Annotated in this window: 18 protein-coding genes; 8 read left to right on the top strand and 10 right to left on the bottom strand. The window is 72.5% G+C overall.

Annotated elements, in window-relative coordinates; genetic code table 11:
* Positions 1 to 145 precede the first annotated feature (145 nt).
* Positions 146 to 541 carry a GntR family transcriptional regulator gene (locus tag J2W20_RS09045; protein WP_307006197.1) on the bottom strand — a complete coding sequence of 132 codons (396 nt, stop codon included), beginning with the start codon at positions 539 to 541 and terminating at the stop codon, positions 146 to 148.
* A gap of 36 nt (positions 542 to 577) precedes the next feature.
* On the opposite strand from J2W20_RS09045, the gene J2W20_RS09050 reads away from it, so the two are divergent.
* Positions 578 to 1,228 (top strand): MBL fold metallo-hydrolase, encoded by a 651-nt coding sequence (locus J2W20_RS09050; protein WP_307006198.1) that lies wholly within the window; start codon positions 578 to 580, stop codon positions 1,226 to 1,228.
* A gap of 5 nt (positions 1,229 to 1,233) precedes the next feature.
* Positions 1,234 to 2,199, top strand: coding sequence for an amidohydrolase family protein (locus tag J2W20_RS09055; protein WP_307006199.1), 966 nt, complete (start codon positions 1,234 to 1,236; stop codon positions 2,197 to 2,199).
* On the opposite strand, the gene J2W20_RS09060 is transcribed toward J2W20_RS09055, so the two are convergent.
* The gene (locus tag J2W20_RS09060) at positions 2,138 to 2,944 is read right to left on the bottom strand and encodes a trans-aconitate 2-methyltransferase (RefSeq protein ID WP_307006200.1); all 807 of its coding nucleotides are present in this window, start codon (positions 2,942 to 2,944) and stop codon (positions 2,138 to 2,140) included. The two genes, J2W20_RS09055 and J2W20_RS09060, sit on opposite strands and share 62 nt — an antisense overlap.
* A gap of 34 nt (positions 2,945 to 2,978) precedes the next feature.
* Here J2W20_RS09060 and J2W20_RS09065 point away from each other — a divergent pair, with 34 nt between their 5' ends.
* The 4 genes from J2W20_RS09065 (at position 2,979) to J2W20_RS19210 (ending at position 8,867) form a co-directional block, all read left to right on the top strand.
* Positions 2,979 to 5,540, top strand: a complete 2,562-nt coding sequence (locus J2W20_RS09065; RefSeq protein ID WP_307006201.1) for a DEAD/DEAH box helicase — start codon at positions 2,979 to 2,981, stop codon at positions 5,538 to 5,540.
* 10 nt (positions 5,541 to 5,550) lie between these two features.
* Positions 5,551 to 6,075 carry a GNAT family N-acetyltransferase gene (locus J2W20_RS09070; protein ID WP_307006202.1) on the top strand — a complete coding sequence of 175 codons (525 nt, stop codon included), beginning with the start codon at positions 5,551 to 5,553 and terminating at the stop codon, positions 6,073 to 6,075.
* An 86-nt stretch (positions 6,076 to 6,161) separates the two neighbouring features.
* Positions 6,162 to 7,436, top strand: a complete 1,275-nt coding sequence (locus J2W20_RS09075; RefSeq protein WP_307006374.1) for an alpha/beta fold hydrolase — start codon at positions 6,162 to 6,164, stop codon at positions 7,434 to 7,436.
* 1,011 nt (positions 7,437 to 8,447) lie between these two features.
* Positions 8,448 to 8,867 carry an HNH endonuclease signature motif containing protein gene (locus tag J2W20_RS19210; RefSeq protein ID WP_373457991.1) on the top strand — a complete coding sequence of 140 codons (420 nt, stop codon included), beginning with the start codon at positions 8,448 to 8,450 and terminating at the stop codon, positions 8,865 to 8,867.
* A gap of 14 nt (positions 8,868 to 8,881) precedes the next feature.
* Here the strand turns inward: J2W20_RS19210 and J2W20_RS09080 are convergent, their stop codons facing one another.
* The 3 genes from J2W20_RS09080 to coaE form a co-directional block, all read right to left on the bottom strand.
* Positions 8,882 to 10,288 (bottom strand): MFS transporter, encoded by a 1,407-nt coding sequence (locus J2W20_RS09080; protein WP_307006203.1) that lies wholly within the window; start codon positions 10,286 to 10,288, stop codon positions 8,882 to 8,884.
* Entirely contained in the window at positions 10,281 to 12,389 is a 2,109-nt protein-coding gene (uvrB, locus tag J2W20_RS09085; RefSeq protein WP_307006204.1) for an excinuclease ABC subunit UvrB, read from the bottom strand. The genes J2W20_RS09080 and uvrB overlap by 8 nt, the downstream gene beginning before the upstream one ends.
* A gap of 91 nt (positions 12,390 to 12,480) precedes the next feature.
* Positions 12,481 to 13,098 (bottom strand): dephospho-CoA kinase, encoded by a 618-nt coding sequence (gene coaE / locus J2W20_RS09090; protein ID WP_307006205.1) that lies wholly within the window; start codon positions 13,096 to 13,098, stop codon positions 12,481 to 12,483.
* A 60-nt stretch (positions 13,099 to 13,158) separates the two neighbouring features.
* Here coaE and J2W20_RS09095 point away from each other — a divergent pair, with 60 nt between their 5' ends.
* Positions 13,159 to 13,836: an IMPACT family protein gene (locus J2W20_RS09095; RefSeq protein ID WP_307006206.1), complete on the top strand. Its 678-nt coding sequence runs from the start codon at positions 13,159 to 13,161 to the stop codon at positions 13,834 to 13,836.
* Between the two features lie 227 nt (positions 13,837 to 14,063).
* On the opposite strand, the gene rpsA is transcribed toward J2W20_RS09095, so the two are convergent.
* The 4 genes from rpsA to polA all read right to left on the bottom strand — a co-directional run bounded on the left by rpsA (position 14,064) and on the right by polA (position 20,854).
* Positions 14,064 to 15,527 carry a 30S ribosomal protein S1 gene (rpsA, locus tag J2W20_RS09100; RefSeq protein ID WP_307006207.1) on the bottom strand — a complete coding sequence of 488 codons (1,464 nt, stop codon included), beginning with the start codon at positions 15,525 to 15,527 and terminating at the stop codon, positions 14,064 to 14,066.
* Positions 15,528 to 15,727: 200 nt separating this feature from the next.
* Positions 15,728 to 16,624 (bottom strand): polysaccharide deacetylase family protein, encoded by an 897-nt coding sequence (locus J2W20_RS09105; protein WP_307006208.1) that lies wholly within the window; start codon positions 16,622 to 16,624, stop codon positions 15,728 to 15,730.
* A gap of 163 nt (positions 16,625 to 16,787) precedes the next feature.
* Positions 16,788 to 18,104: a GNAT family N-acetyltransferase gene (locus J2W20_RS09110; protein WP_307006209.1), complete on the bottom strand. Its 1,317-nt coding sequence runs from the start codon at positions 18,102 to 18,104 to the stop codon at positions 16,788 to 16,790.
* Positions 18,105 to 18,205: 101 nt separating this feature from the next.
* The gene (gene polA / locus J2W20_RS09115) at positions 18,206 to 20,854 is read right to left on the bottom strand and encodes a DNA polymerase I (RefSeq protein WP_307006375.1); all 2,649 of its coding nucleotides are present in this window, start codon (positions 20,852 to 20,854) and stop codon (positions 18,206 to 18,208) included.
* Positions 20,855 to 20,987: 133 nt separating this feature from the next.
* On the opposite strand from polA, the gene J2W20_RS09120 reads away from it, so the two are divergent.
* A complete protein-coding gene (locus J2W20_RS09120; protein WP_307006211.1) occupies positions 20,988 to 21,548 on the top strand; it encodes a hotdog fold thioesterase in 561 nt (186 codons plus the stop codon).
* On the opposite strand, the gene J2W20_RS09125 is transcribed toward J2W20_RS09120, so the two are convergent.
* Complete coding sequence (locus J2W20_RS09125; protein WP_307006213.1) at positions 21,533 to 22,072, bottom strand: dihydrofolate reductase family protein; 540 nt, start codon at positions 22,070 to 22,072, stop codon at positions 21,533 to 21,535. The genes J2W20_RS09120 and J2W20_RS09125 overlap by 16 nt on opposite strands.
* Positions 22,073 to 22,077 lie beyond the last annotated feature (5 nt).

Consider the following 22,077-nt stretch of genomic DNA (forward strand, 5'->3'; position numbering starts at 1 on the left):
TGCGGCGGTGGAAGGCCCCGTCCGCTCGCCATCCAGGACGGTCTCCTGCTCGGACGTGGACTCGTTGAGTGTGGGCAGACTCTGCACCTGACTATGCTAGTGGACTGGATCGAAATTCGAAAATGTCTTCGATGTGACCTTGGGCTCACCCGGCCTGCGGGCGGTCCCTGGCGGCATACGCCGCGGTGACCAGGGCGACCGCGTCGGCGAGCGAGCAGCCCCGCGCTGCCGCGGTGCCCGCGAAGGCCGCCGCGGCCGCCGCGAGCTCCTCGTCCCGCTGGCCGCGGGGGGCCACCGTGGTGCCTGCCCGCCCTGCCGTCGCGAGGACGCCGGCCTCCTCGAGTTCCCGGTAGGCGCGCGCCACGGTGTGCGGCGCGACCCCCAGCTCTCCCGCGAGCGCGCGCACCGACGGGAGCTTCGCGCCGACCCCCAGGCCGCCCTCGTCCACGAGCGCCAGGATGTGCCGGCGGAGCTGCTCGAAGAGCGGCACGGCCAGCTCCGCGTTGGGGCGCCACCGCCCCGGGAAATCACCCACTGCCATTGGCCCAGCGTAGCGAAGCCGCCTAGGGTGGCGTCCATGAGCACCCTCGTGAAAGACCTCGGGCGCGTCACGGTGCGCCGGATCTCCGTCAGCGACATGGACAACAACGTCTACCTCATCACGGCGAAGGCCTCCGGGGCCCAGGTCCTCATCGACGCGGCCGACGACCTTCCGGCCATCCGCACCCTGCTCGCGGAGGGCGCGGCGGACGCGGACGCCCCCGCGAAGCTCGCCCTGATCGCGACGACGCACCAGCACTGGGACCACGTCCGCGCGCTCGAGGGGCTCGTCGAGGAGACGGGCGCCCCGGTCGCCGCCGGCCGGCAGGACGTGGCCGGGATCCCTGCCCCGGTGGGCGTGGTCCTCGATCACGGCGACGTGGGCACCTTCGACGGGTTCGAGCTCACCGCCGTCCACCTGCGCGGGCACACGCCGGGATCGATCGCCTATGTGCTGTCCGAGCCCGGCTCCGCGCCCCTCATCTTCTCCGGCGACTCGCTCTTCCCCGGCGGCGTGGGGAACACTCAGAAGGACCCGGACCGCTTCGCGCTCCTCTACGGCGACGTCGTCGAGCGCCTCTTCGGCGCCTACCCGGACGAGTCCGAGGTCCACCCCGGGCACGGGAAGCCCACCACGCTGGGCGCCGAGCGGCCGCACCTGGCCGAGTGGAAGGAGCGGGGCTGGTAGCCCGCATGCGCGCCACTCCCGGTCCGGCCACGGACGCCGAGATCCCCGCCTACCTGGAACGCCTCGGCATCCCGGCGCTCGCCGACGTCCACGTGCACTTCCTCCCCCCGACCATGCTGGAGAAGGTCTGGGCCTACTTCGATGCGGCGGAGGACCGGTACGGATGGGCATGGCCGATCGCCTACCGGGCCGACGAGGAGGAGCGCCTGCGGATCGCGCGCAGCCTCGGACTGGCAGCGATCCCAGCGCTCACGTACGCGCACAAGCCGGGCATGGCCGCCTGGCTCAACGACTGGTGCGCCGACTTCGCCCGGCGTGTCCCCGACGCGGTCCGCTGCGGCACGCTGTATCCGGAGCCCGAGGCGGGCGACTACGTCGGCCGCGCCCTCGCGGCGGGGGCCCGCCTGTTCAAGGTCCACCTGCAGGTGGGCGGCTTCGGACCGGACGATCCGCTGCTCGAGTCGGCCTGGTCCCAGCTTGAGGAGGCCGGGGTGCCTGTGGTCATGCACGCGGGGTCCAGGCCGCTCCCCGGGGAGTTCACCGGGCCGCAGCGGGTCCGGGTCCTCCTGGACCGGCACCCCCGGCTCACCCTCGTGGTCGCGCACCTGGGCATGCCGGAGTACTGGGAGTTCGCCGACCTCGCGGCCGCCTACCCCAACGTGCACCTCGACACGACGATGTCCGCCACGGACTTCACCGAGCGGTTCGCGCCGCTCCCGGACGGGTTCCCCGACCGGCTCGCCGAGCTGGCGGACCGGGTGGTCCTGGGCTCCGACTTCCCGAACATCCCGTATCCCTACGCCCACCAGCTCGACGCGCTCGCGCGTCTGGGCCTCGGCGACGAGTGGATGCGCAAGGTCCTGTGGGAGAACGGCGCGCGGCTCCTGGGCCTGGGGGGCAGGCCGGGGCCTAGGGCCGCCCGGGCCGGCGCCCCACGCAGAAGATCCGCCGGAAGGGGTAGACGGTCGTGAGGACCCCGTCCCGCTCGGACGAGGGGTACGCGTCGTAGAGGAGCTGGTTGTACTGCTCCTCGAACTGGGCGGCCTCTTCGGGAGAGAGCGCATCGAGCACCGGGCGCAGGCCCGTCCCGCGCACCCAGTTCAGGACGGCGTCCTCCCCGGTCAGCACCTGGCAGTACGTCGTCTCCCACACGTCCGCCTCCCACCCTGCGTCGAGCATGAGCCCGAGGTAGGCGCGCGGCTCGGACACGGGGTCGGTGTGGCGGAGCACTCCGCGCAGGCGGTGGTCCCACTGCGAGGACTCGGCCAGCTCGCGCATGAGGGCGTGGGAGGGGGCGGTGAAGTTGCCCGGCACCTGGACCGCCAGCCACGCGCCGGGCCCCAGTTGCTCGAGCCAGCGGCCCATGAGGCCCTGGTGGCCGGGCACCCAGTGGAGGGCGGCGTTCGAGACGACCACGTCGACGTCGTCCTCCGGCTCCCAGTGCAGGATGTCGCCCTGACGGAACGAGAGCCGGTCGTGTCCCGCGAAGCGCGAGCGGGCGGCGTCGAGCATCTCCTGCGAGCTGTCCAGCCCCTCCACGAGCGCGTCCGGCCAGCGCTCGGCGAGGGTCGCGGTGAGCTCGCCCGGGCCGCAGCCGAGGTCGACGACGCGGCGGGGCGCCTCGGCAGCGATGCGTCCGGTGAGGTCGTAGAAGGGCCTCGAGCGGTGGTCCCCGAAGGCGGTGTAGAGGGCCGGGTCCCACGTGGGCGAACTCATGGGACCACGCTAATCCGGATAGTCTGGGGGCGCCATGCGACTCGACACCCTGATCCCCTCGCCGTCCTCCCGCCCCGACTCCGGACAGTCCCTGCCGGACGAGGTCTACGACGCGTTCGTGGGCTGGACGGAGGGCCGCGGGCTCTCCCTCTATCCCGCGCAGGAGGAGGCGGTGCTCGAGATCGTCTCGGGCTCGAACGTGATCCTCGCGACGCCGACGGGGTCCGGCAAGTCCCTCGTGGCCGTCGCGGCGCACTTCCACGGCCTCGCGACGGGCCAGCGCAGCTACTACACCGCGCCGATCAAGGCGCTCGTGTCGGAGAAGTTCTTCGCGCTGTGCGAGATCTTCGGCGCCGAGAACGTCGGCATGGTCACGGGCGACTCCTCGGTGAACCCGGATGCCCCGATCATCTGCTGCACCGCCGAGATCCTCGCCAACCATGCCCTCCGCCTCGGCGACGCCGCCGACCTCGGGCCGGTGGTCATGGACGAGTTCCACTTCTACTCGGACCCGCAGCGCGGCTGGGCCTGGCAGGTGCCCCTCCTCGAACTCCCCCAGGCCCAGTTCCTCCTCATGAGCGCGACCCTCGGGGACGTGGCCCGCTTCGAGCGCGAGCTCACCGAGCGCACCGGGCGGACGACGACGGTGGTCGCCCACGCGGAACGGCCCATCCCGCTGCACTACTACTACGAGGAGAAGCCCGTCCACGAGACGCTCGAGGAGCTGCTCGCGACGAAGCAGGTCCCCGTCTATGTGGTGCACTTCAGCCAGCTCGAGGCGATCGAGCGGGCCCAGCAGCTCATGAGCGTGAACATGTGCACCCGGGAGGAGAAGGACCGGATCGCCGAGCTGATCGCCGGATTCCGGTTCGCGGCAGGATTCGGCAAGACCCTCAACCGTCTGGTGCGGCACGGCATCGGCGTCCACCACGCCGGCATGCTGCCCAAGTACCGCCGCCTCGTCGAGCAGCTCGCCCAGGCCGGCCTGCTCAAGGTCATCTGCGGCACGGACACCCTCGGCGTCGGCATCAACGTGCCCATCCGCACCGTCCTGCTCACCGCGCTGAGCAAGTTCGACGGCACCCGCACCCGCCACCTCAACGCCCGGGAATTCCACCAGATCGCCGGGCGCGCGGGGCGCGCCGGGTACGACACGGCCGGGACCGTCGTCGTGCAGGCCCCGGAGCACGTCGTGGAGAACAACCGGGCCATGGACAAGGCCCGGGCGAAGTTCGGCGACGATGCGCGCAAGCTCCGCCAGGTCGTGAAGAAGAAGCCGCCGGAGGGGTTCGTCTCGTGGGGGCGCCCCACGTTCGAGAAGCTCGTCGAGGCCGCCCCCGAGCCGCTGAGCTCGAGCTTCACCGTGACCCACGCGATGCTCCTGAACCTCATGGCGCGGCCCGGCAATCCCTTCACCGCCGCGCACCGGCTGCTCACCGAGAACCACGAGCCCCGGCCCGTGCAGCTGCGCCTCATGCGCCGGGCGCTCGGCATCCTCCGCGAGCTCCTGGCCGCCGGAGTGGTCGAGCGGATCCCCGAGGACGAGCTCACCGACGCCCAGCGCGCGAGCGGGCACACGCTGCGGCTGACCGTGGACCTGCAGGAGAACTTCGCGCTCAACCAGCCGCTCTCCCCCTTCGCGCTGGCAGCGCTGGACCTCCTGGACCCGGAGTCGCCGTCGTATGCCCTCGACGTGGTCTCCGTGATCGAGGCGACGCTCGAGAAGCCGCGGCAGATCCTCTCGGCCCAGCTCAAGCGCGCCAAGACCGAGGCGGTCGCCGCGATGAAGGCCGAGGGCATGGAGTACACGGAGCGGATGAACGCGCTCGACGCCGTCACCTACCCCGAGCCGCTCAAGGAGCTGCTCGAGGCCGCGTTCGAGACGTACCGCCGGCACGCGCCCTGGGTGGGCGACTTCGAGCTCGCGCCCAAGTCCGTGGTCCGCGACATGTACGAGCGGGCCATGGACTTCGGCGAGTTCGTGCAGTTCTACGGGCTCGCCCGCAGCGAGGGGATCGTGCTGCGCTACCTCACGGACGCGTTCAAGGCCCTGCGCCAGACCGTCCCGCAGGACGCGCTGCGGGAGGACCTCGAGGACCTCATTGCGTGGCTCGGCGAGCTGGTCCGCCAGGTCGACTCCTCGCTCCTGGACGAATGGGAGGAGCTCACGAGCGGCAAGGACCTGCACGCCCACGATGCGCCGCCGCCTCCCCCGCCGGCACTCACTTCCAACGTGCGGGCCTTCCGGGTCATGGTGCGCAACGAGCTCTTCCGCAGGGTCGAGCTCTTCGCCGACGAGGACTCCGACGCGCTCGCCGCGCTGGACGGCGAGGCGGGCTTCGGCGTCGCGGAATGGGAGAGCGCCCTGGACGGCTACTTCGACGAGCACGAGGACATCGGCACCGGACCGGATGCGCGCGGCCCGCAACTGCTCATCATCGACGAGGGGCCCGGCGTGTGGCACGTGCGGCAGATCTTCGACGACCCCGCCGGGAACCGGGACTGGGGCTTCTCCGCCGACGTCGACCTGGCCGCGAGCGATGCGGCGGGCAGCGCCGTCATCCGTCTGACCTCCGTGGGGCGACTCGGGGGCTAAGTTGGGAGGCATGAGCGTTTCCACCACCGCCCTCCTCCGGCCTGCCGAGCCCGCCGACGTCCCCGTCATCCTCGAACTCATCCACGAGCTCGCGGTGTACGAGAAGGAGCCGGACGCGGTCAGGAACACCGCCGAGGCCCTCACCTCGCAGCTCTTCGGGGAGAACCCGGCGATCTTCGCCCATGTGGTCGAGGACAGTGCCGGCGCCGGCTCGCCGGAGGTCATGGGCTTCGCCCTGTGGTTCCTCAACTACTCCACGTGGGAGGGCACCCACGGGATCTACCTCGAGGACCTCTACGTGCGCCCCGCCGCCCGCGGCCGGGGCTACGGGAAGGCGCTGCTGGCCGAGCTCGCGCGCATCGCCGTGGAGCGCGGCTACGCGCGCGTCGAGTGGGCCGTCCTGAAGTGGAACGAGCCCTCGATCGGCTTCTACCGCAGCCTCGGGGCCGTGCCGATGGAGGAGTGGGACACGTTCCGCGTCACCGGCGGGGCGCTCGCCGAGTTCGGGGCCTCCGCCGCGGGGTCGGCGGGGTGAGCGCTACGGTGGGCGGCCGGCGCCGCGGCGGCGCGGCGGCGGCGTCGTCGGCCCATCGCGTCCTCGGAGCGCACGAGTTCCGCGGGATGCGCACGGTGGAGCATCAATTCGCCGTGCCACTGGACCACGGGCGCCCCGACGGAGAGCTGATCGAGGTGTTCGCCCGCGAGTACGTCTCCGCGGCCCACCCTGCCGACTCCGTGGAGCGCCTGCCGTGGCTCGTGTTCCTCCAGGGCGGCCCCGGCGGTCGGGGCGGCCGCGTGACCGGCCTGAGCGGCTGGATGAAGGCCGCGGCGCGGGACTTCCGGATCCTCATGCTGGACCAGCGCGGCACCGGTCTCTCGACCCCCGCAGACCGGACCACGCTCCCCCGCCGGGGCGGCCCGGCCGAGCAGGCGGCCTACCTCGCGCACTTCAGGGCCGACTCGATCGTCCTCGACTGCGAGGTGATCCGGCGCGAGCTCGGCTCCGGGCCCTGGACCGTGTTCGGGCAGAGCTTCGGCGGGTTCTGCACCCTCAGCTATCTTTCCCTCGCCCCGCAGGGCGTCCGGCGCGCGATCATCACCGGCGGGCTCGCGCCCCTGGACGGACCCGCCGAGCGCGTCTACCGCGCCACCTATGCCAGGGTCGCCGAACGCAATGCGGAGTACTTCGGCTGGTACCCGGACGACAGGGCACGGCTGGGCGAGGTCATGTCCCACCTGGGATCAGCCGACGAGCGGCTCCCGTCCGGCGAGCGGCTCACGCCCGAGCGGTTCCAGCTCGTCGGCAGCCTGCTCGGCGGCAACACGCGCGTGGACCAGCTCCACTACCTGCTCGAGGACGCCTTCACCCTCGGCGTGGGCGGGGCGCGCCTCTCCGACGGGTTTCTGGCCCAGGTGCACGCCCTCGTGACCCGGGCCCCGAACCCGCTCTACGCCGTGCTCCACGAGGCCATCTACGCCCAGGGCGAGGCCAGCGACTGGGCCGCGTGGAGGGTCCTGGAGGAGCATCCCGGATTCCGGCCGGAGGCCGTGGAGCCGCTGCTGCTCGGCGAGATGGTGATGCCCTGGTACTTCGAGCAGGACCCCGCGCTCGTGCCGCTCGCGGAGACCGCGCGGCTCCTGGCCGAGAAGTTCGACTGGGGCCCGCTGTACGATCCGGTCCGCCTCGGGGCGAACGACGTGCCGGTCGCCGCCGCCGTCTACCGCGACGACATCTTCGTGGACCGTGCCCTCTCCCTCGAGACGGCCGCCCGGGTCCGCGGGCTCGACGTCTGGGAGACCGGCGACTTCCACCACGACGGGATCTCGGACGATGGCGAGGGCATCTTCGATCGCCTGCTGTCGATGGCCGATCCCGAGCCCGCGCTGGGCGGGTGACGGGGCGGCCGAGGAATGTCGGCCCCCCGTGATGGGATCGGTCCACGGAGGGACACTTCGATTCGGCGCACGACGGCGAGTGGTCGCCGTCGGCTGACGGCGCGCCGTGGGCCGTCCCCGCGGAGGAGGCCGGGGACCCTCCCCTGAGCTGGGTGGAGGCATGGGACCCCGCTCCGGCCGACGCGGAGGCCCTGAGTGAGCCCGCGCGGCGGGCTGCCGAGCGGCTCTTCCGCATCGACTCGCTCGTGGGCGGGCTCTCGGTCGTCCGGGCGATGGAGTCCCAGCTGCACGCCGACCGCGCCAAGGACGTCCGGCGCATCGCCGTGCTGCTGGGCGCGGGCTCGGCCGACCCCATGGAACGGCTTGAGGCCCTCTCGCTCACCGCGGCCGAGGTCGCCGCCGAGCTGTCCCTGCCGCCGCGTGCCGCGCGGGCCGTCCGGATTGCCGCTTCGGACTCCCCGGCTCCGGAATCCCCGCCCCATGAGCCGGCGGTCCAGGGTCGGGTAGGGCCATCGGTGCCAGCACTCCGGCGCTCGCTGCGGCGGCTCGCCGAGGAATACTCCGCCGACACCTTGGCCGTGCGGTCGCGTGCGGCGCGCGACTATCGCCGCGTCGAGATCGATCCCTGCGACGACGGGATGTGCTGCCTCACCGCCTGTCTTCCGCTCGCCGACGGCGCCATGATCGACACCCGGCTGCAGGCCATCGCCCGCGCACAGGCCGCCGACGGCCCCCGCACCACGGCCCAGAAGCGCGTGGACGCGTTCACGGGCCTCCTCCTGGCGCCGGTGTCGGGAAGCGGCCGGGCGCCCATGGATGCGGCGGAGAGGTCGGGGGGCATGGGCGAGCCACGTGGCGGCGTCCGCATGGAGATCGTCGTGACCATCCCGTACCGCACCCTCCTTCCCGGCGCCGGTCCCGCTACACCTGGTTCCACCACACCCGGCTCCCCTGCCGCAGGGCTGAACCGCGCGGAAGCTCCTGCGGAGATCCAGGGCTATGGGCTCGTCGATGCCGAGACTGCGCGGTCGCTGGCGGCCCACGCGGCCACCTGGGTGGGCGCTGTCGTCGGCCCGGACTCCGGGCGTCCCCTTGGCGCTCGGCCGCACCCGCTGCACGCCCCTAGCCGCGCTGCGCCGCTACCTCGCGCTCAGAGACACCGGGTGCACCTTCCACGGGTGCGATGCCCCGCACCCCCGCACGGAGGCAGACCACATCCACGAGTGGTCACGCGGCGGCAGCACAGGTCCGGACAACCTCGCCCTTCTCTGTCCCGAGCACCACCGCATCAAGACGCTCGGGCACTGGAGAGCGGAGCATGACGCCGCGGCGGGCACGACGGTCTGGACCTCGCGCCTCGGCCGCACCCACGTCACGCGCGGCACGCCCCCGGCCCCACCACCACGGCCTCCGCAACCGCCCCCGTTCTGAGCCCCGCCGGTCCGTCAGGCCGGATCGAAGCGTCGGCGCCCCGCCATGGACCGCGTCACGGCAAGTGCGAGCACGGCGACGCTGAGGACACCGGCTGCGAGGGCGAGCCCCTCGAACCCGATGAGTGCCATCGCCACCCCGGAGAGGGCGCCGCCGGCGGCGCCCGCGAGGCCCATGGCGGTGTCGCTCGCGCCCTGCGCCTGGACCCGGTGGACCGGTTCCACGCTCTCGGCCAGCAGGGCGGAGCCGGCGATCGTCGCCGCCGACCATCCGAGCCCGAGCAGCACGAGGCCCACGGCAACGGCCGCAGGGCTCGGCGCCCCGACGGCCGCGACGGCGACGGCGAGCACCAGCACGCCATGGCCGCCTGCGAGCACCCGACGCCGGCCGTAGCGGTCCGAGAGCCATCCCATGACCGGTGAGAGCGCATACATCCCGGCGATGTGCAGCGAGATCGTGAAGCCGATGAGGGCGAACGAATCGGTGCTCACATGGCCCTCGTGGCCCATGCCCGCCATGGCGCCGACCGTGACCTGCTGGAGGTGCAGCGGAGTCATCGACATGACCGAGACCATGACCGCATGGGCGGCCACGACGCCGACGACGCCGAGGACGGCGTCCGGCGATGTCCGGATGGCGCGCACGCCGCCCCTGAACGCGGCGGCCCACGGCTGCCCGCCCCGGCGCCCCGACCCGGTGTGGCCCCCGTCTGCGACGCCTTCCCGGACGCCAGCGCGGCGCCGGGCCTCGAGCAGCGGGTCGGGGCGCAGGCCGAACAGGAGGATCACGGCGGCCAGGGCCATGCCGGCGACGGAGATGACGAACGGCCCGGCCGTCTCGGGCAGGTGGAGGGCTGTGCCGAGGGCGGCGCCCGGCCGGATGAGGTTGGGGCCCGCGACCGCGCCCACGGTGATCGACCAGACGACGAGCGAGAGGTCGCGGCCGCGGTGGGCCGCCCCGGCGAGGTCGACGGCCGCGAAGCGCGACTGGAGGTTCACGGCTGTCCCCACCCCGAGAAGCGCCCCGCCGGCGAGGAGCAGCGCCAAGGAGGAGGCGACGGTCGAGAGCACGACGGCGAGCGAGCCGGCCATCGCGAGGGCGAGGCCTGAGACGAGCGCGGTGCGGCGGCCCCTCGCGGCGGCAAGGCCCGCCAGGGGCAGCGCGGCGACCGCGGCCGTGAGGGTCAGCACGGTCGTCACCGACCCGGCCCACGCGTCGGAGCCGCCGTACTGGACCGCGAGCAGGGAGCCGATCGCGAGCGTCGCACCGTTCCCGAGACCGCTCAGCAGCTGTGCGGAGGCCAGCACGCCGACGGTCCTGCGCTGCACCCCGCGGTGCGCCGGGGCGGCCGGTTCCGCAGTGCCCGGCCGCGGCCCGGCCGGCCGGGCGGTGCCCGGCTCCGGCGCGGCCGGCTCAGGCATGTCCGGCCGCCTGCATCTGGCGGAGCTCCTTCTTCAGGTCGGAGACCTCGTCCCTCAGGCGGGCTGCGAGCTCGAACTGGAGCTCTGCGGCGGCGCCGTGCATCTGCTCGGTCAGCTGCGCGATGAGCCCGATGAGGTCCTCGGCCGGGGCGGCCGCGACCCCGTCCTTGCGGACGGTCTCCTGCCCGGCCGCGACGGCCCGGGCCGCGGAGTACCCGCGCTTGCCCTTGCCGTAGTCGAACTGCTTGATCAGCTTCTCGGTGTCCTGGTCCTCGCGTGCGAGCTGGTCGGTGATGTCGGCGATCCGCTTGCGCAGGGGCTGGGGATCGATCCCCCGCTCCTTGTTGAACGCCATCTGGATCTCGCGGCGGCGATTCGTCTCGTCGATGGCCTGGGCCATGGAGTCGGTGATCTTGTCCGCGTACATGTGGACCTGTCCGGAGACGTTGCGCGCCGCGCGGCCGATCGTCTGGATGAGCGACGTCGCCGAGCGCAGGAAGCCCTCCTTGTCGGCATCGAGGATGCTCACGAGCGAGACCTCGGGGAGGTCCAGGCCTTCGCGGAGGAGGTTGATGCCCACCAGGACGTCGAACGTGCCGAGCCGCAGCTCGCGCAGGAGCTCGACGCGGCGGAGGGTGTCGACGTCGGAATGGAGGTACTGGACCTTGACGCCGTGGCCGAGCAGGTACTCGGTGAGGTCCTCGGCCATCCGCTTGGTGAGGGTCGTGACGAGCACGCGCTCATCCCGCTCGACCCGGTCGCGGATCTCGCCGAGGAGGTCGTCGATCTGCCCCTTCGTCGGCTTGACCACCACCTCGGGGTCCACGAGGCCGGTGGGCCGGATGATCTGCTGCACCACGCCGTCGGCCTTGCCGAGCTCGTACTTGCCGGGGGTGGCGGAGAGGTAGATGGTCTGGCCGATCCGCTCGAGGAACTCGTCCCACTTCAGGGGGCGGTTGTCCATCGCTGAGGGCAGCCGGAAGCCGTGCTCGACGAGGGTGCGCTTGCGCGACATGTCCCCCTCGTACATGGCCCCGATCTGCGGGACGGTCACATGGGACTCGTCGATGACGAGCAGGAAGTCGTCCGGGAAGTAGTCCAGGAGGCAGTGCGGGGCGGTACCCGGGCCGCGGCCGTCGATGTGCCGGGAGTAGTTCTCGATGCCGTTGCAGAATCCCATCTGCTGCATCATCTCGAGGTCGTAGGTGGTGCGCATGCGCAGCCGCTGGGCCTCGACGAGCTTGTTCTGCGACTCGAGCAGCTGCAGCCGCTCGGCGAGCTCGTCCTCGATGCCCTGGATCGCCTTGGCCATCCGCTCGGGTCCGGCGACGTAGTGGCTCGCGGGGAAGACGTACATCTCCGTCTCCTCGCGGATCACCTCGCCCGTCAGGGGGTGCAGGGTATGGATCGACTCGATCTCGTCGCCGAAGAACTCGATCCGCAGCGCCTGCTCCTCGTACATGGGGATGATCTCGACCGTGTCGCCCCGGACGCGGAAGGTGCCGCGGTGGAAGTCCATGTCGTTGCGGACGTACTGCATGGCGACGAACCGGCGCAGGAGCGCGTCCCGGTCCATCTCCATCCCGCGCCGCAGGGTGACCATCCCGGCGACGTACTCCTCGGGCGTGCCCAGGCCGTAGATGCACGAGACGGTCGCGACCACGACCACGTCACGGCGGGTGAGCAGGGCGTTCGTCGCCGAGTGGCGCAGCCGCTCGACCTCCTCGTTGACCGAGGAGTCCTTCTCGATGTAGGTGTCCGACTGCGGCACGTAGGCCTCGGGCTGGTAGTAGTCGTAGTAGGAGACGAAGTACTCGACGGCGTTGTTGGGCAGGAGCTCGCGGAACTCGTTGGCCAGCTGCGCCGCGAGGGTCTTGTTCTGCACCATGACGAGGGTCGGGCGCTGGAGCTTCTCGATCACCCAGGCTGTCGTGGCGCTCTTGCCGGTGCCGGTCGCGCCGAGGAGCACCACGTCCTTCTCGCCGTTCTGGATGCGCTCGGCGATCTCGGCGATCGCGGTCGGCTGGTCCCCTGCCGGCTGGTACTCGCTGATCACCTCGAAGGGCGCGACGACGCGGTTGATCTCCTGGGCAAGGCTCATGGTCCCAATCTACGCCGGGCAGCGGACAGCTGGTGTCCGCAGGGCGGCGCGATCGCCGTGGGCTGACACCGGGGCCTGCGGGGGCCGGTGCTCAGCCCTCCCGGGCGGCCGCGGGCGCGAGCACCTCGTCCCAGAGCCGGTCGACGGCCGCGCGCAGGGCGGGGAGGGAACCGGTGTTGGCCACCACGTGGTCCGCGGCGGCGAGGCGCTGCTCGCGCGTGGCCTGGGCGGCCATGCGGGACCTCGCCTCGGCCTCGTCCATCCCGTTGCGGGCGAGCAGCCTGGCCAGGCGGACGTCGTCGGGGGCATCGACGACCACGACGACGTCGAACGCGCCCGCCTGCCCGGTCTCCACCAGCAGGGGGATGTCCTGGACCACGACGGCGTGCGGGTCGGCGGCGGCGGCTTCGCCCGCGAGCTGCGCGGCGCGCGCCCGCACGCGCGGGTGGATGATCGCGTTGAGCATCTCCCGGCGGGACGGGTCGGCGAACACGACGGCGCCCAGCGCGGCGCGGTCGAGCGTGCCGTCGGGGGCGAGGATCCCCTCCCCGAACGCCTCGACGACCTCGGCGAGCCCGTCGCTGCCGGGCGCCACGGCCTCGCGCGCCAGGACGTCCGCGTCCACGATCACGGCCCCGCGCTCGGAAAGCCGGCGCGACACCTCCGACTTCCCCGCGGCGATCCCGCCTGTCAGGCCCACTCTCAGCACGGCACCAGCCTAGTGGAGCCGGGCACGCCCTCGCGGCCCACGCCTCCTAGACTGGGCCCGGTGACCGATACGCCGAGCCATGCCACGACCTACACGACCGTCGACGGGGAGCACCGGCACGAGCTCGAGGTCAAGCGGTCGCGCTTCATCACCGTGCTGCGGCGGGTGGCGGCCGAGGACGAGGCCCGCGCCCTGGTCGCCGATCTGCGGCGCGAGTACCACGATGCGCGCCACCACTGCAGCGCGTTCGTCCTCGGCCCGGACCGCACAACCCAGCGCAGCAGCGACGACGGCGAACCCTCGGGCACGGCGGGAATCCCGATGCTGGAGGCGCTCCTGCGGCGCCAGACGCACGACGGCGTCGCCGACCTCAGCGACGTCGCTGCCGTGGTCGTGAGGTACTTCGGCGGGATCCTCCTGGGCGCCGGCGGCCTGGTGCGGGCGTACTCGGAGTCGGTCTCGGCGGCGCTGGACGCCGCCCCGCTCCTGAGCCGCCGGAGGCTCCGGCTCATCGGGATCGACGTGCCGCATGCCGCGGCGCCGCGCCTCGAGAACGAGCTCCGCGCCGCGGGCGTGCTGGTGGTCGGCACCGACTACGGCGCCGCGGGGGCGAGGCTGCGGGTGGCGCTGACGGACACCGACGCCCACGCCGCGGAGTTCACGGCGCGGCTCGCCGGCCTGACGGCCGGGACTGCCGAGGCCGTGGGCCTCGGGACCTCCTGGGTGGATGTGCGCTGAAGCAGCTGGCACAGAGGCGGAGGCGCACTGACGCTGGCGCCCCCGGGACACTGAGGCGGGGGCGGGTGCTGGGGATGAACCCGCCCCCTCGGCCACCGTAGGGACCAGGCCCGCAGCGCCGTCAGGGGAAAAAGGCCCGGGGACGCGGCGAGGGCGGGCCCTGCCTGAGCAGGACCCGCCCTCGCCAGCGGTTTCGGTACCGACGGCCTAGGCGGCCGCGGTCACGATCAGTTGCCGGTCAGCTTCTCGCGGAGCGCGGCGAGTGCCTCGTCCGAGGCGAGCGTGCCGTGCTCGGACGCCGGGGCCTCGGAGGAGTAGGTGGTCGGCGCCGCCTCGTGGCCACCGGACGCGGCGGCCGCGTCGTCGGCAAGGTGCTGCGAGACCTGCTTCTTGTGCGCCTCCCAGCGGGCCTGGGCGTCGGCGTACTGCTGCTCCCACGCGGCGCGCTGCGTCTCGTAGCCCTCGAGCCACTCGTTGGACTCCGGGTCGAAGCCCTCCGGGTACTTGTAGTTGCCCTCCTCGTCGTACTCGGCAGCCATGCCGTAGAGCGCCGGGTCGAACTCGGTGGAGTCCGGGTCCACGCCCTCGTTGGCCTGCTTGAGCGACAGGGAGATGCGGCGACGCTCGAGGTCGATGTCGATGACCTTGACGAAGAGCTCGTCGCCCACGGAGACAACCTGCTCGGCGAGGTCCACGTGGCGGACCGCCAGCTCGGAGATGTGCACGAGGCCCTCGATGCCGTCCTCGACGCGGACGAACGCGCCGAACGGGACGAGCTTCGTGACCTTGCCCGGGACGACCTGGCCCAGCGCATGCGTGCGGGCGAAGGTCTGCCACGGATCCTCCTGGGTCGCCTTGAGCGACAGGGAGACGCGCTCGCGGTCCAGATCCACCTCGAGGACCTCGACCGTGACCTCCTGGCCGACCTCGACAACCTCGGACGGGTGGTCGATGTGCTTCCAGGACAGCTCCGAGACGTGCACGAGGCCGTCGACGCCGCCGAGGTCCACGAACGCACCGAAGTTGACGATCGAGGAGACGACGCCCGTGCGGACCTGGCCCTTCTCGAGCTTGTTGAGGAAGGAGGAGCGGACCTCGGACTGGGTCTGCTCGAGCCACGCACGGCGGGACAGGACCACGTTGTTGCGGTTCTTGTCGAGCTCGATGATCTTCGCCTCGAGCTTCTGGCCGATGTAGGGCGCCAGGTCGCGGACGCGGCGCATCTCGACCAGCGAGGCCGGGAGGAAGCCACGGAGGCCGATGTCGAGGATGAGACCACCCTTGACCACCTCGATGACGGTGCCGGTGACGACGCCGTCCTCCTCCTTGATCTTCTCGATGTCGCCCCAGGCGCGCTCGTACTGTGCGCGCTTCTTGGACAGGATCAGGCGGCCTTCCTTGTCCTCCTTGGTGAGAACGAGGGCCTCGACCTGATCGCCGACGGCGACGACCTCGGACGGGTCGACGTCGTGCTTGATGGAGAGCTCGCGGGAGGGGATGACACCCTCCGTCTTGTACCCGATGTCAAGGAGGACCTCGTCGCGGTCGACCTTGACAACGGTGCCCTCGACAAGGTCGCCGTCGTTGAAGTACTTGATGGTGGCGTCGACGGCGGCGAGGAACTCCTCGGGCGTGCCGATGTCGTTGATGGCGACCTGCGGCGTGGAGGAGGTCGTGGAGGTGATGGTCATGTAGTAGGGGCTCCGATGTGGATAGTTGGTCGGTCAGCCAGACACGTGCGGCCGCACGGACTCCGGCTGAAGTGTTGGTGGTGGTGCTGCGCACTACGCGCCCCACCAGTTTAGTTGGCGGCCTCAACACGGGTCAAAACGGCGTCCGCTCTCAGCGGGTCCGCGCGCGGCCGCCCCCGATTCTACCCGCGGAGCCGGCGCTATTCCCATGGCAGGCCGGCACGCGACAGCGTGGTGAAGGTGATCCCCATCCCGATCAGGCGCGGCAGGGCCGCCTCGTAGCCCGGGGCGGTCCCCCTACCCGGGTGGTTCATATGGCTGATCACGATGTCGCCGGCGCGCGCCCGGGCGACCTCCGTGGCGACCTGCGCGGGCGAGAAGGTGGCCCCGCCGTCGCCGTTGAGGGAGAAGTTCACGGGGACGAGGCCGACGGCGCGGACCACATCTGCCGCCACGTCGTCGTAGTAGGCGGTGCCCGGGCGGTACCAGGGCCCGGGCGCGTGGGCGAGTCCCTCGAGGTGCGCCCTGTTGGACAGGATCTCCTGGTAGACGGCGGCGACGGACGCGGTGCCCGGGATGCCGTAGGCGGCCCGGCCCGTGACCGAGAGCGGCCGATGGGCCGTGCCGTGGTCCGCGAGCTCGAACAGGGGATCGGCGGCCAGTTCGGCGGCCGCCCCCGGGTTCGCGGCGATCCACCGGGCGTTGAGGAACAGGGTCGCGGGGACCCCGTGCTTCCTCAGGGTCCCGATGAGCCGGCCGTCGTACCCCGCGCCGCCCGGGCCCCCGCAGGCGTCGAAGGTGAGGGCCACCGATCCCACGGCGACGCGGGTCACGACGCCGGGAACCTGGAGTCCCCACGCGGACGGCAGGCGGCCGGCGAACTCGTGCTCGACCTGCTCGAGGCCGGGGCGCGGCGGCCGCGCTGGGCCGGTGGGTGCCGGGGCTTCCGGCGCCCCGTGGGCCGGCACTGCCCCGGGGCCGGCGGCGATGGCCGCGCCCGCAGCCCTCGCGCCCGCGGGAAGAGTCGACGTCGGCGCGGCGCAGGCCGCCAGTGCCAGGGCGGGGAGGGCGGTGAGCACACTGCGGCGCGCGAGCATGGACGCTCCAGGGGAGGAGGAACAAGGGGCGGGCTCGCCCCGGATGGCCCGACGACGTCCCGAGGGGAGGATACCCCCGCAGGGCGGCGCCCGGGTGAACGCGCGGCTGCCGCCCGGCGTCGGGCGTGCGGTGCACCCCCCGCCGGCCGCCGGAACCCCTCGGCTAGAAGTGCGTGAGGCAGTGGGCCGGGCGCTCGACGGCGAGCATTCCGGCGAGCTCCGCAGCGGCTCCCGGCCGATGGGCCCCGACCTGGATGCGGCCGGCCTCCGCGAGCGTCACCGGGCTCACTCCGCCCACGTAGACCGAGGAGAGCTCGGCGATGTCCATGACGAGGTCGTCCTGCGCGGGGTCGTCGTCGCCGAGGCGTGCCACCCGGGCTGTGCCCAGGCGGTACCTGCCGTCCGTGAACCCGAGCGGGTCGTGGATGCGCAGGACGAGGTCGCCGCCGTGCGCGAGCCTGCGGGCGGACAGCGCTGCCTCGACGTCGAGGATCCTCAGCCAGAGCATGTCCCGCACCGAGCCGGTCCGCACCACCCGCGGGTCCTCGAGTGCCCATACGAGGGGGTCGTCCACGGGCGCGTCCTCCCAGTCGATCCGCTCGATCAGATCGAGCGAGCCGAGGAAGTCCCACAGCCCGAGGTACGCCTCCGGCGTCGCGGCGACGAGGTCGCGCAGCGCCATGGTGGGCGGCTCCGTCTCCCAGCCGCGGAAGGCGTACGCCGCGTAGCCGTCGGGGGTGCCCTGCTCGTCGAGGTGCACCGCGACGCGGACGGCGCGGTCCGGTCCCCCGGTCTCGTCGTCCCACTGGCCTGCCGCCCGCAGCCGGTAGCGCTCCTGCCGGCCCAGCGAGCCCGGGATGGCGCGGTGGGCTCGGGCGAAGATCTCCGGGGCCAGCTCGAGCATGGCCGACGGCTCGGCGGCGACGACGCGGCCGCGCACGGGCGCTGCCAGCCGGAACCGCGGTCCCGTCTCCACGCTCACGCTGCGCTCGTGGGTCGCGACGCCGTAGCCGAAGCGCCGGTAGATGGAGGCCTCGGACGCCGTCAGCGCGGCGACCGGCACGCCGTCGGCCTTCGCCCGGGCGAGATCCTCGGACATGAGGCGGCGGAGGAGTCCGCGGCGGCGGTGGTCGGTCCGGACCGTGACCGCGGTGACCATGTGCGCGGGGACGAGCACCCCGTGGCCCACGTTGAGGGTCTTGCGGAAGGTGGCGAAGGTCGCGACGGGCCGGCCCGCGTCCAGTGCCGGGGCCGGGGCGGGCGTCGTCTCGTAGGCCCCGGTGAGCTCGCGGCCGTCGGCCACCGACGACTCGGCGATCCGTGCCGTGAGCTCGTCCCGCCCGGGCTTCTGGTAGAAGCCGTAGTGCACGGCCTCGATCCACTGCTCGGTCCCCGCGTAGTCCGACGACGACGCCGGCTGCGGCCTGAACCGCCGGATCTCGTAGTCGCCGCCGCGCATCGTCCCTGTCTCGGAGCCCATGGCCGGATTCCCCCTCGTGTCGGTGCAGCCTCGTGTCGGTGCAGCCTCGTGTCGGTGCAGCCTCGTGTCAGTGCGGCGCCGGGGTCAGTGCGGCGCCGGAGTCAGTGGCCGGCGTCGTTCCAGGTGCGTCCCACGCCGATCTGGACGTCGAGCGGGACGCTGAGCTCGGCAGCCGAGCCCATCTCCTGCTCGACGATGCCGCGCACGGCCTCCTCCTCGCCCGGGGCGACCTCGACCACGAGCTCGTCGTGGATCTGCAGGAGGAGCCGGGAACCGAGGCCGCTCTCCCGCAGCTGCCCCTCCACGCCGATCATGGCGCGCTTGATGATGTCCGCCGCCGAGCCCTGGATGGGCGAGTTCAACGCGATCCGCTCGGCGAGCTCGCGGTGCACCCGGTTGGTGCTCGTGAGGTCGGGGAGGTAGCGCCGCCGGCCGAAGATCGTCTGCGTGTACCCGTCCTGCCTGGCCTGCTCCACCACGCCCCGGAGGTAGTCGCGCACGGCGCCGAAGCGATCGAAGTAGTCCTTCATGAGGGTCCGGGCCTCGTCCACAGAGATCTCGAGCTGCTTGGACAGCCCGAAGGAGGACAGGCCGTAGGCGAGTCCATAGCTCATGGCCTTGACCTTTGAGCGCATCTCGCTCGTGACGTCCGCGGGGGCCACGTGGAAGATCCGCGAGCCGACGAAGCGGTGCAGGTCCTCCCCCTGCCGGTACGCGTCGATGAGGCCCTCGTCACCCGAGAGGTGGGCCATGATGCGCATCTCGATCTGCGAGTAGTCCGCGGACAGCAGCGACTCGTAGCCCTCCCCGGCGACGAACACGTCGCGGACCCGCCGGCCTTCCTCGGAGCGGATGGGGATGTTCTGCAGGTTCGGGTTGTTCGAGGACAGGCGGCCGGTCGCGGCGATTGTCTGGGCGTAGGTCGTGTGGATGCGGCCGTCGGCCGTGACCGCCTTCTTGAGCGTCTCGACCATCTGGCGCAGCTTGCTCGACTCGCGGTGGGCCATGAGCGCCTCGAGGAAGGGGTGCCCGGTCTTGTCGAGGAGTTCCTTGAGCGAGGCCGCATCCGTCGTGTAGCCGGTCTTGATCTTCTTGGTCTTGGGCAGCTCGAGCTCCTCGAAGAGCACGGTCTGCAGCTGCTTGGGCGAGCCGAGGTTGACCTGGTGGCCGATCGCCTCGTAGGCCGCCGCGGCCGCCTGCTCGCTCGCCGTCCCGAGCTCCTCGAGCAGGGCGTCGATCTGGCGCTGGTCCACGGTGATGCCGGCCCACTCCATGTCGAGCAGCACGCGCGAGAGCGGCAGCTCCATGTCCTGCAGCAGCCCGCTCGCCCCGACCTCCTCGAGCTTGGGGGCGAGGGCCTCGTGGAGGGCGTGGACGACGGTGGCCTTCCGGGCGAGCGCCGCCGCGGCCGCCTCGGCTCCCTCGAGGTCGAGCGCGAGCTGTCCGCTCGCGGGCGCCCCGGCGGCGAGCTCGATGCCGAGGTGGTGCTGGGCCAGGTCCCCGAGCGCGTAGGAGCGACGGTCGGGCTCGGCGAGGTAGCCGGAGATCGAGACGTCGTCCACGACCCCAGCGAGTTCGGCCCCGAGCCCGCGCAGGGCCTTCGCCGTCTCCTTGAACTCGGCGGTCGCCTTCGGCACCGAGTCGTCCGCGAGCCAGGCGGTGAGCGGGGCCGGGACCGTGGTCGCGTCGCCGGCGAGCGGGACCACGACGGCGGCGGCCGCCGTCGCGAGCGCGACGGCCTCGGCGCGCGGCCGGGGCCCGGCGCCGTCGGTGCGGACCGCGACCGCCACGGGGTGTCCCGCCGCGCCCTCGGCGAGGCCTGCGAGCGCCGCGGCCAGTTCGCCGTCGTCCGCTGGCACGGTGTGGGCCGGCACGTGGAAGGCGTCCGCGGTCTCCTCCGGGCCCTCCGTGCCGAAGACGTCGTAGACGCGGGCGCGCAGCGCCTTGAACTCGAGCTCGTCGAAGAGCGCCTCCACGGCCGCGCGCTCGGGACGCGGGTCGGCGAGGTCCTCGAGGGCGAGCGGCAGCTCGAGGTCGGTCAGGAGCCGGTTGAGCTGGCGGTTGCGCCGCACGGCGTCGATGTTCGCGCGGAGGCTCTCCCCCGCCTTGCCCTTGATCTCGTCGGCGTGCTCGAGCACGCCGTCGAGCCCCCCGTACTGGGTGATCCACTTCGCGGCGGTCTTGGGGCCCACGCCGGGGACGCCGGGCAGGTTGTCCGCGGACTCGCCCACGAGCGCGGCGAGGTCGGGGTAGCGGGCGGGCGGGACGAAGTACTTCTCCTCGATCGCGGCCGCGTCCATGCGCGGGATGTCGCTCACGCCCTTGCGCGGGTAGAGGACGGCCACGTGATCGTCGACGAGCTGGAAAGTGTCGCGGTCGCCGGAGACGAGCAGGACCTCGAAGCCGGCGGCCGTGCCCTGCGCGGCAAGGGTGGCGAGGATGTCGTCGGCCTCGTGGCCGGGCAGCTCCATCGTGCGGACGCCGAGGGCCCCCATGACCTTCTTGATGTACTCGATCTGGCCGGCGAACTCCGGCGGCGTCGCGTTCCGCCCGCCCTTGTACTCGCTGTAGACGGCCTTGCGCTGCGTGGTCTCGTCGCTGACGTCGAACGCGACCGCGACGTGCGTGGGCTCCTGGTCCCGCACGAGGTTGATGAGCATCGACGTGAAGCCGTGCACGGCGTTCGTGTGCTGGCCTGCGGCGTTGACGAAGCTGTCCGCGGGCAGCGCGAAGAAGGCGCGGAAGGCCATGGAGTGGCCGTCCAGGACCAGCAGCCGCCCCTGCCGTCCCGCGGGGGCCCCGGCTGCTGACGTCGGGGCGGCCGTGGGTGCAGGAGGGGCGAGGGTTTTGCTGGTTTCAGTCACGGGTGCCAGCCTAGTGGGCATGCAGGACAATTTCACCGCGATGGAACGGGCCCGGGCGGCCGAGGGCGACCCCCGCGCAGGGGCCGGATGCGACGGCACAGCCGCGCCCGACGCCGCTGCCGAGCTCGAGGCCGCCGGCATCCCCGAGCGGCTGCGCCCGTGGCTCGCCGCCCGCGGTGTCGGGGCGCTCGTGGTCAAGATGGGGATCGTGTTCGAGGAGCTCACGGCGGAGCGCGCGGTCGCGACGATGCCGGTCGAGGGCAACACCCAGATCGCCGGGATCCTGCACGGCGGGGCCCACGCAGTGCTGGCCGAGACCCTGGGGTCGTTCGCGGCCTCGCTCCACGCGGGCGAGGGCCGTCACGCCGTCGGGGTCGACCTGAACGCCACCCACCACCGCGCGGCGGCGCGCGGCCGGGTCCGGGGCACGTGCACCGCGCTCCACCTCGGCCGCACCCTCGCGACGCACGAGATCGTCATCACCGACGACGACGGCCGCCGCCTGTGCACGGCCCGCATCACGAATCTGCTCCGGGACGATCCCACGGGGCCGGAGGCGCCGGGTCAGGCGCGCGCGTAGCGCAGTTCCACGGTCCCGGCCCGTTCGGCGATGCCCTCGAGCCGGAAGCCCGCGGGGATGCCGAGGGGCGTGCCGCCGAAGAGGGGCACTCCCCCGCCGAGGGCCACGGGGACGATCGTGAGGACGATCCGGTCGATGAGCCCCGCCGCGAGGAACTCGCCGGCGAGGGAGCCCCCGCCGACGACGTAGACGTCCTTCTCCCCGGCATCCCGGCGGAGCTCGTCCGCGAAGGTGCCGACCTCCCCGCGCACGAGGACCACGTCGGCGCCGTCGTCCGTGCCGAGCTCGTGGTGGGTGAACACCCAGCAGGGCACGGCGTACGGCCAGGCGCCGGGCTGGTGCGCCCTGATCCACTCGTACGTCTCGCCGCCCATGACGACGCAGCCCACGCCGGACTCGAACGCCCGGTACGAGTCCCCCAGGCCCTCGACGTCGTTGAACCTCTCGAGCCAGTCGAGCCCGCCGTTGTCCTGGGCGATGTAGCCGTCGAGGCTGCTTCCCACGAAGTAGACGAAGTCAGACATGCCGC

Source organism: Sinomonas atrocyanea, assembly GCF_030812675.1.
Taxonomy (GTDB): domain Bacteria; phylum Actinomycetota; class Actinomycetes; order Actinomycetales; family Micrococcaceae; genus Sinomonas; species Sinomonas atrocyanea_B.

What these genes read in the sequence shown, in the direction of transcription:
- J2W20_RS09045 (WP_307006197.1), bottom strand. Translation starts at nt 541, where the DNA reads ATGGCAGTGGGTGATTTCCCGGGGCGGTGGCGCCCCAACGCGGAGCTG.
- J2W20_RS09050 (WP_307006198.1), top strand. Translation starts at nt 578, where the DNA reads ATGAGCACCCTCGTGAAAGACCTCGGGCGCGTCACGGTGCGCCGGATC.
- J2W20_RS09055 (WP_307006199.1), top strand. Translation starts at nt 1,234, where the DNA reads ATGCGCGCCACTCCCGGTCCGGCCACGGACGCCGAGATCCCCGCCTAC.
- J2W20_RS09060 (WP_307006200.1), bottom strand. Translation starts at nt 2,944, where the DNA reads ATGAGTTCGCCCACGTGGGACCCGGCCCTCTACACCGCCTTCGGGGAC.
- J2W20_RS09065 (WP_307006201.1), top strand. Translation starts at nt 2,979, where the DNA reads ATGCGACTCGACACCCTGATCCCCTCGCCGTCCTCCCGCCCCGACTCC.
- J2W20_RS09070 (WP_307006202.1), top strand. Translation starts at nt 5,551, where the DNA reads ATGAGCGTTTCCACCACCGCCCTCCTCCGGCCTGCCGAGCCCGCCGAC.
- J2W20_RS09075 (WP_307006374.1), top strand. Translation starts at nt 6,162, where the DNA reads ATGCGCACGGTGGAGCATCAATTCGCCGTGCCACTGGACCACGGGCGC.
- J2W20_RS19210 (WP_373457991.1), top strand. Translation starts at nt 8,448, where the DNA reads ATGCCGAGACTGCGCGGTCGCTGGCGGCCCACGCGGCCACCTGGGTGG.
- J2W20_RS09080 (WP_307006203.1), bottom strand. Translation starts at nt 10,288, where the DNA reads ATGCCTGAGCCGGCCGCGCCGGAGCCGGGCACCGCCCGGCCGGCCGGG.
- uvrB (WP_307006204.1), bottom strand. Translation starts at nt 12,389, where the DNA reads ATGAGCCTTGCCCAGGAGATCAACCGCGTCGTCGCGCCCTTCGAGGTG.
- rpsA (WP_307006207.1), bottom strand. Translation starts at nt 15,527, where the DNA reads ATGACCATCACCTCCACGACCTCCTCCACGCCGCAGGTCGCCATCAAC.
- J2W20_RS09105 (WP_307006208.1), bottom strand. Translation starts at nt 16,624, where the DNA reads ATGCTCGCGCGCCGCAGTGTGCTCACCGCCCTCCCCGCCCTGGCACTG.
- J2W20_RS09110 (WP_307006209.1), bottom strand. Translation starts at nt 18,104, where the DNA reads ATGGGCTCCGAGACAGGGACGATGCGCGGCGGCGACTACGAGATCCGG.
- polA (WP_307006375.1), bottom strand. Translation starts at nt 20,854, where the DNA reads ATGGCCTTCCGCGCCTTCTTCGCGCTGCCCGCGGACAGCTTCGTCAAC.
- J2W20_RS09120 (WP_307006211.1), top strand. Translation starts at nt 20,988, where the DNA reads ATGCAGGACAATTTCACCGCGATGGAACGGGCCCGGGCGGCCGAGGGC.
- J2W20_RS09125 (WP_307006213.1), bottom strand. Translation starts at nt 22,072, where the DNA reads ATGTCTGACTTCGTCTACTTCGTGGGAAGCAGCCTCGACGGCTACATC.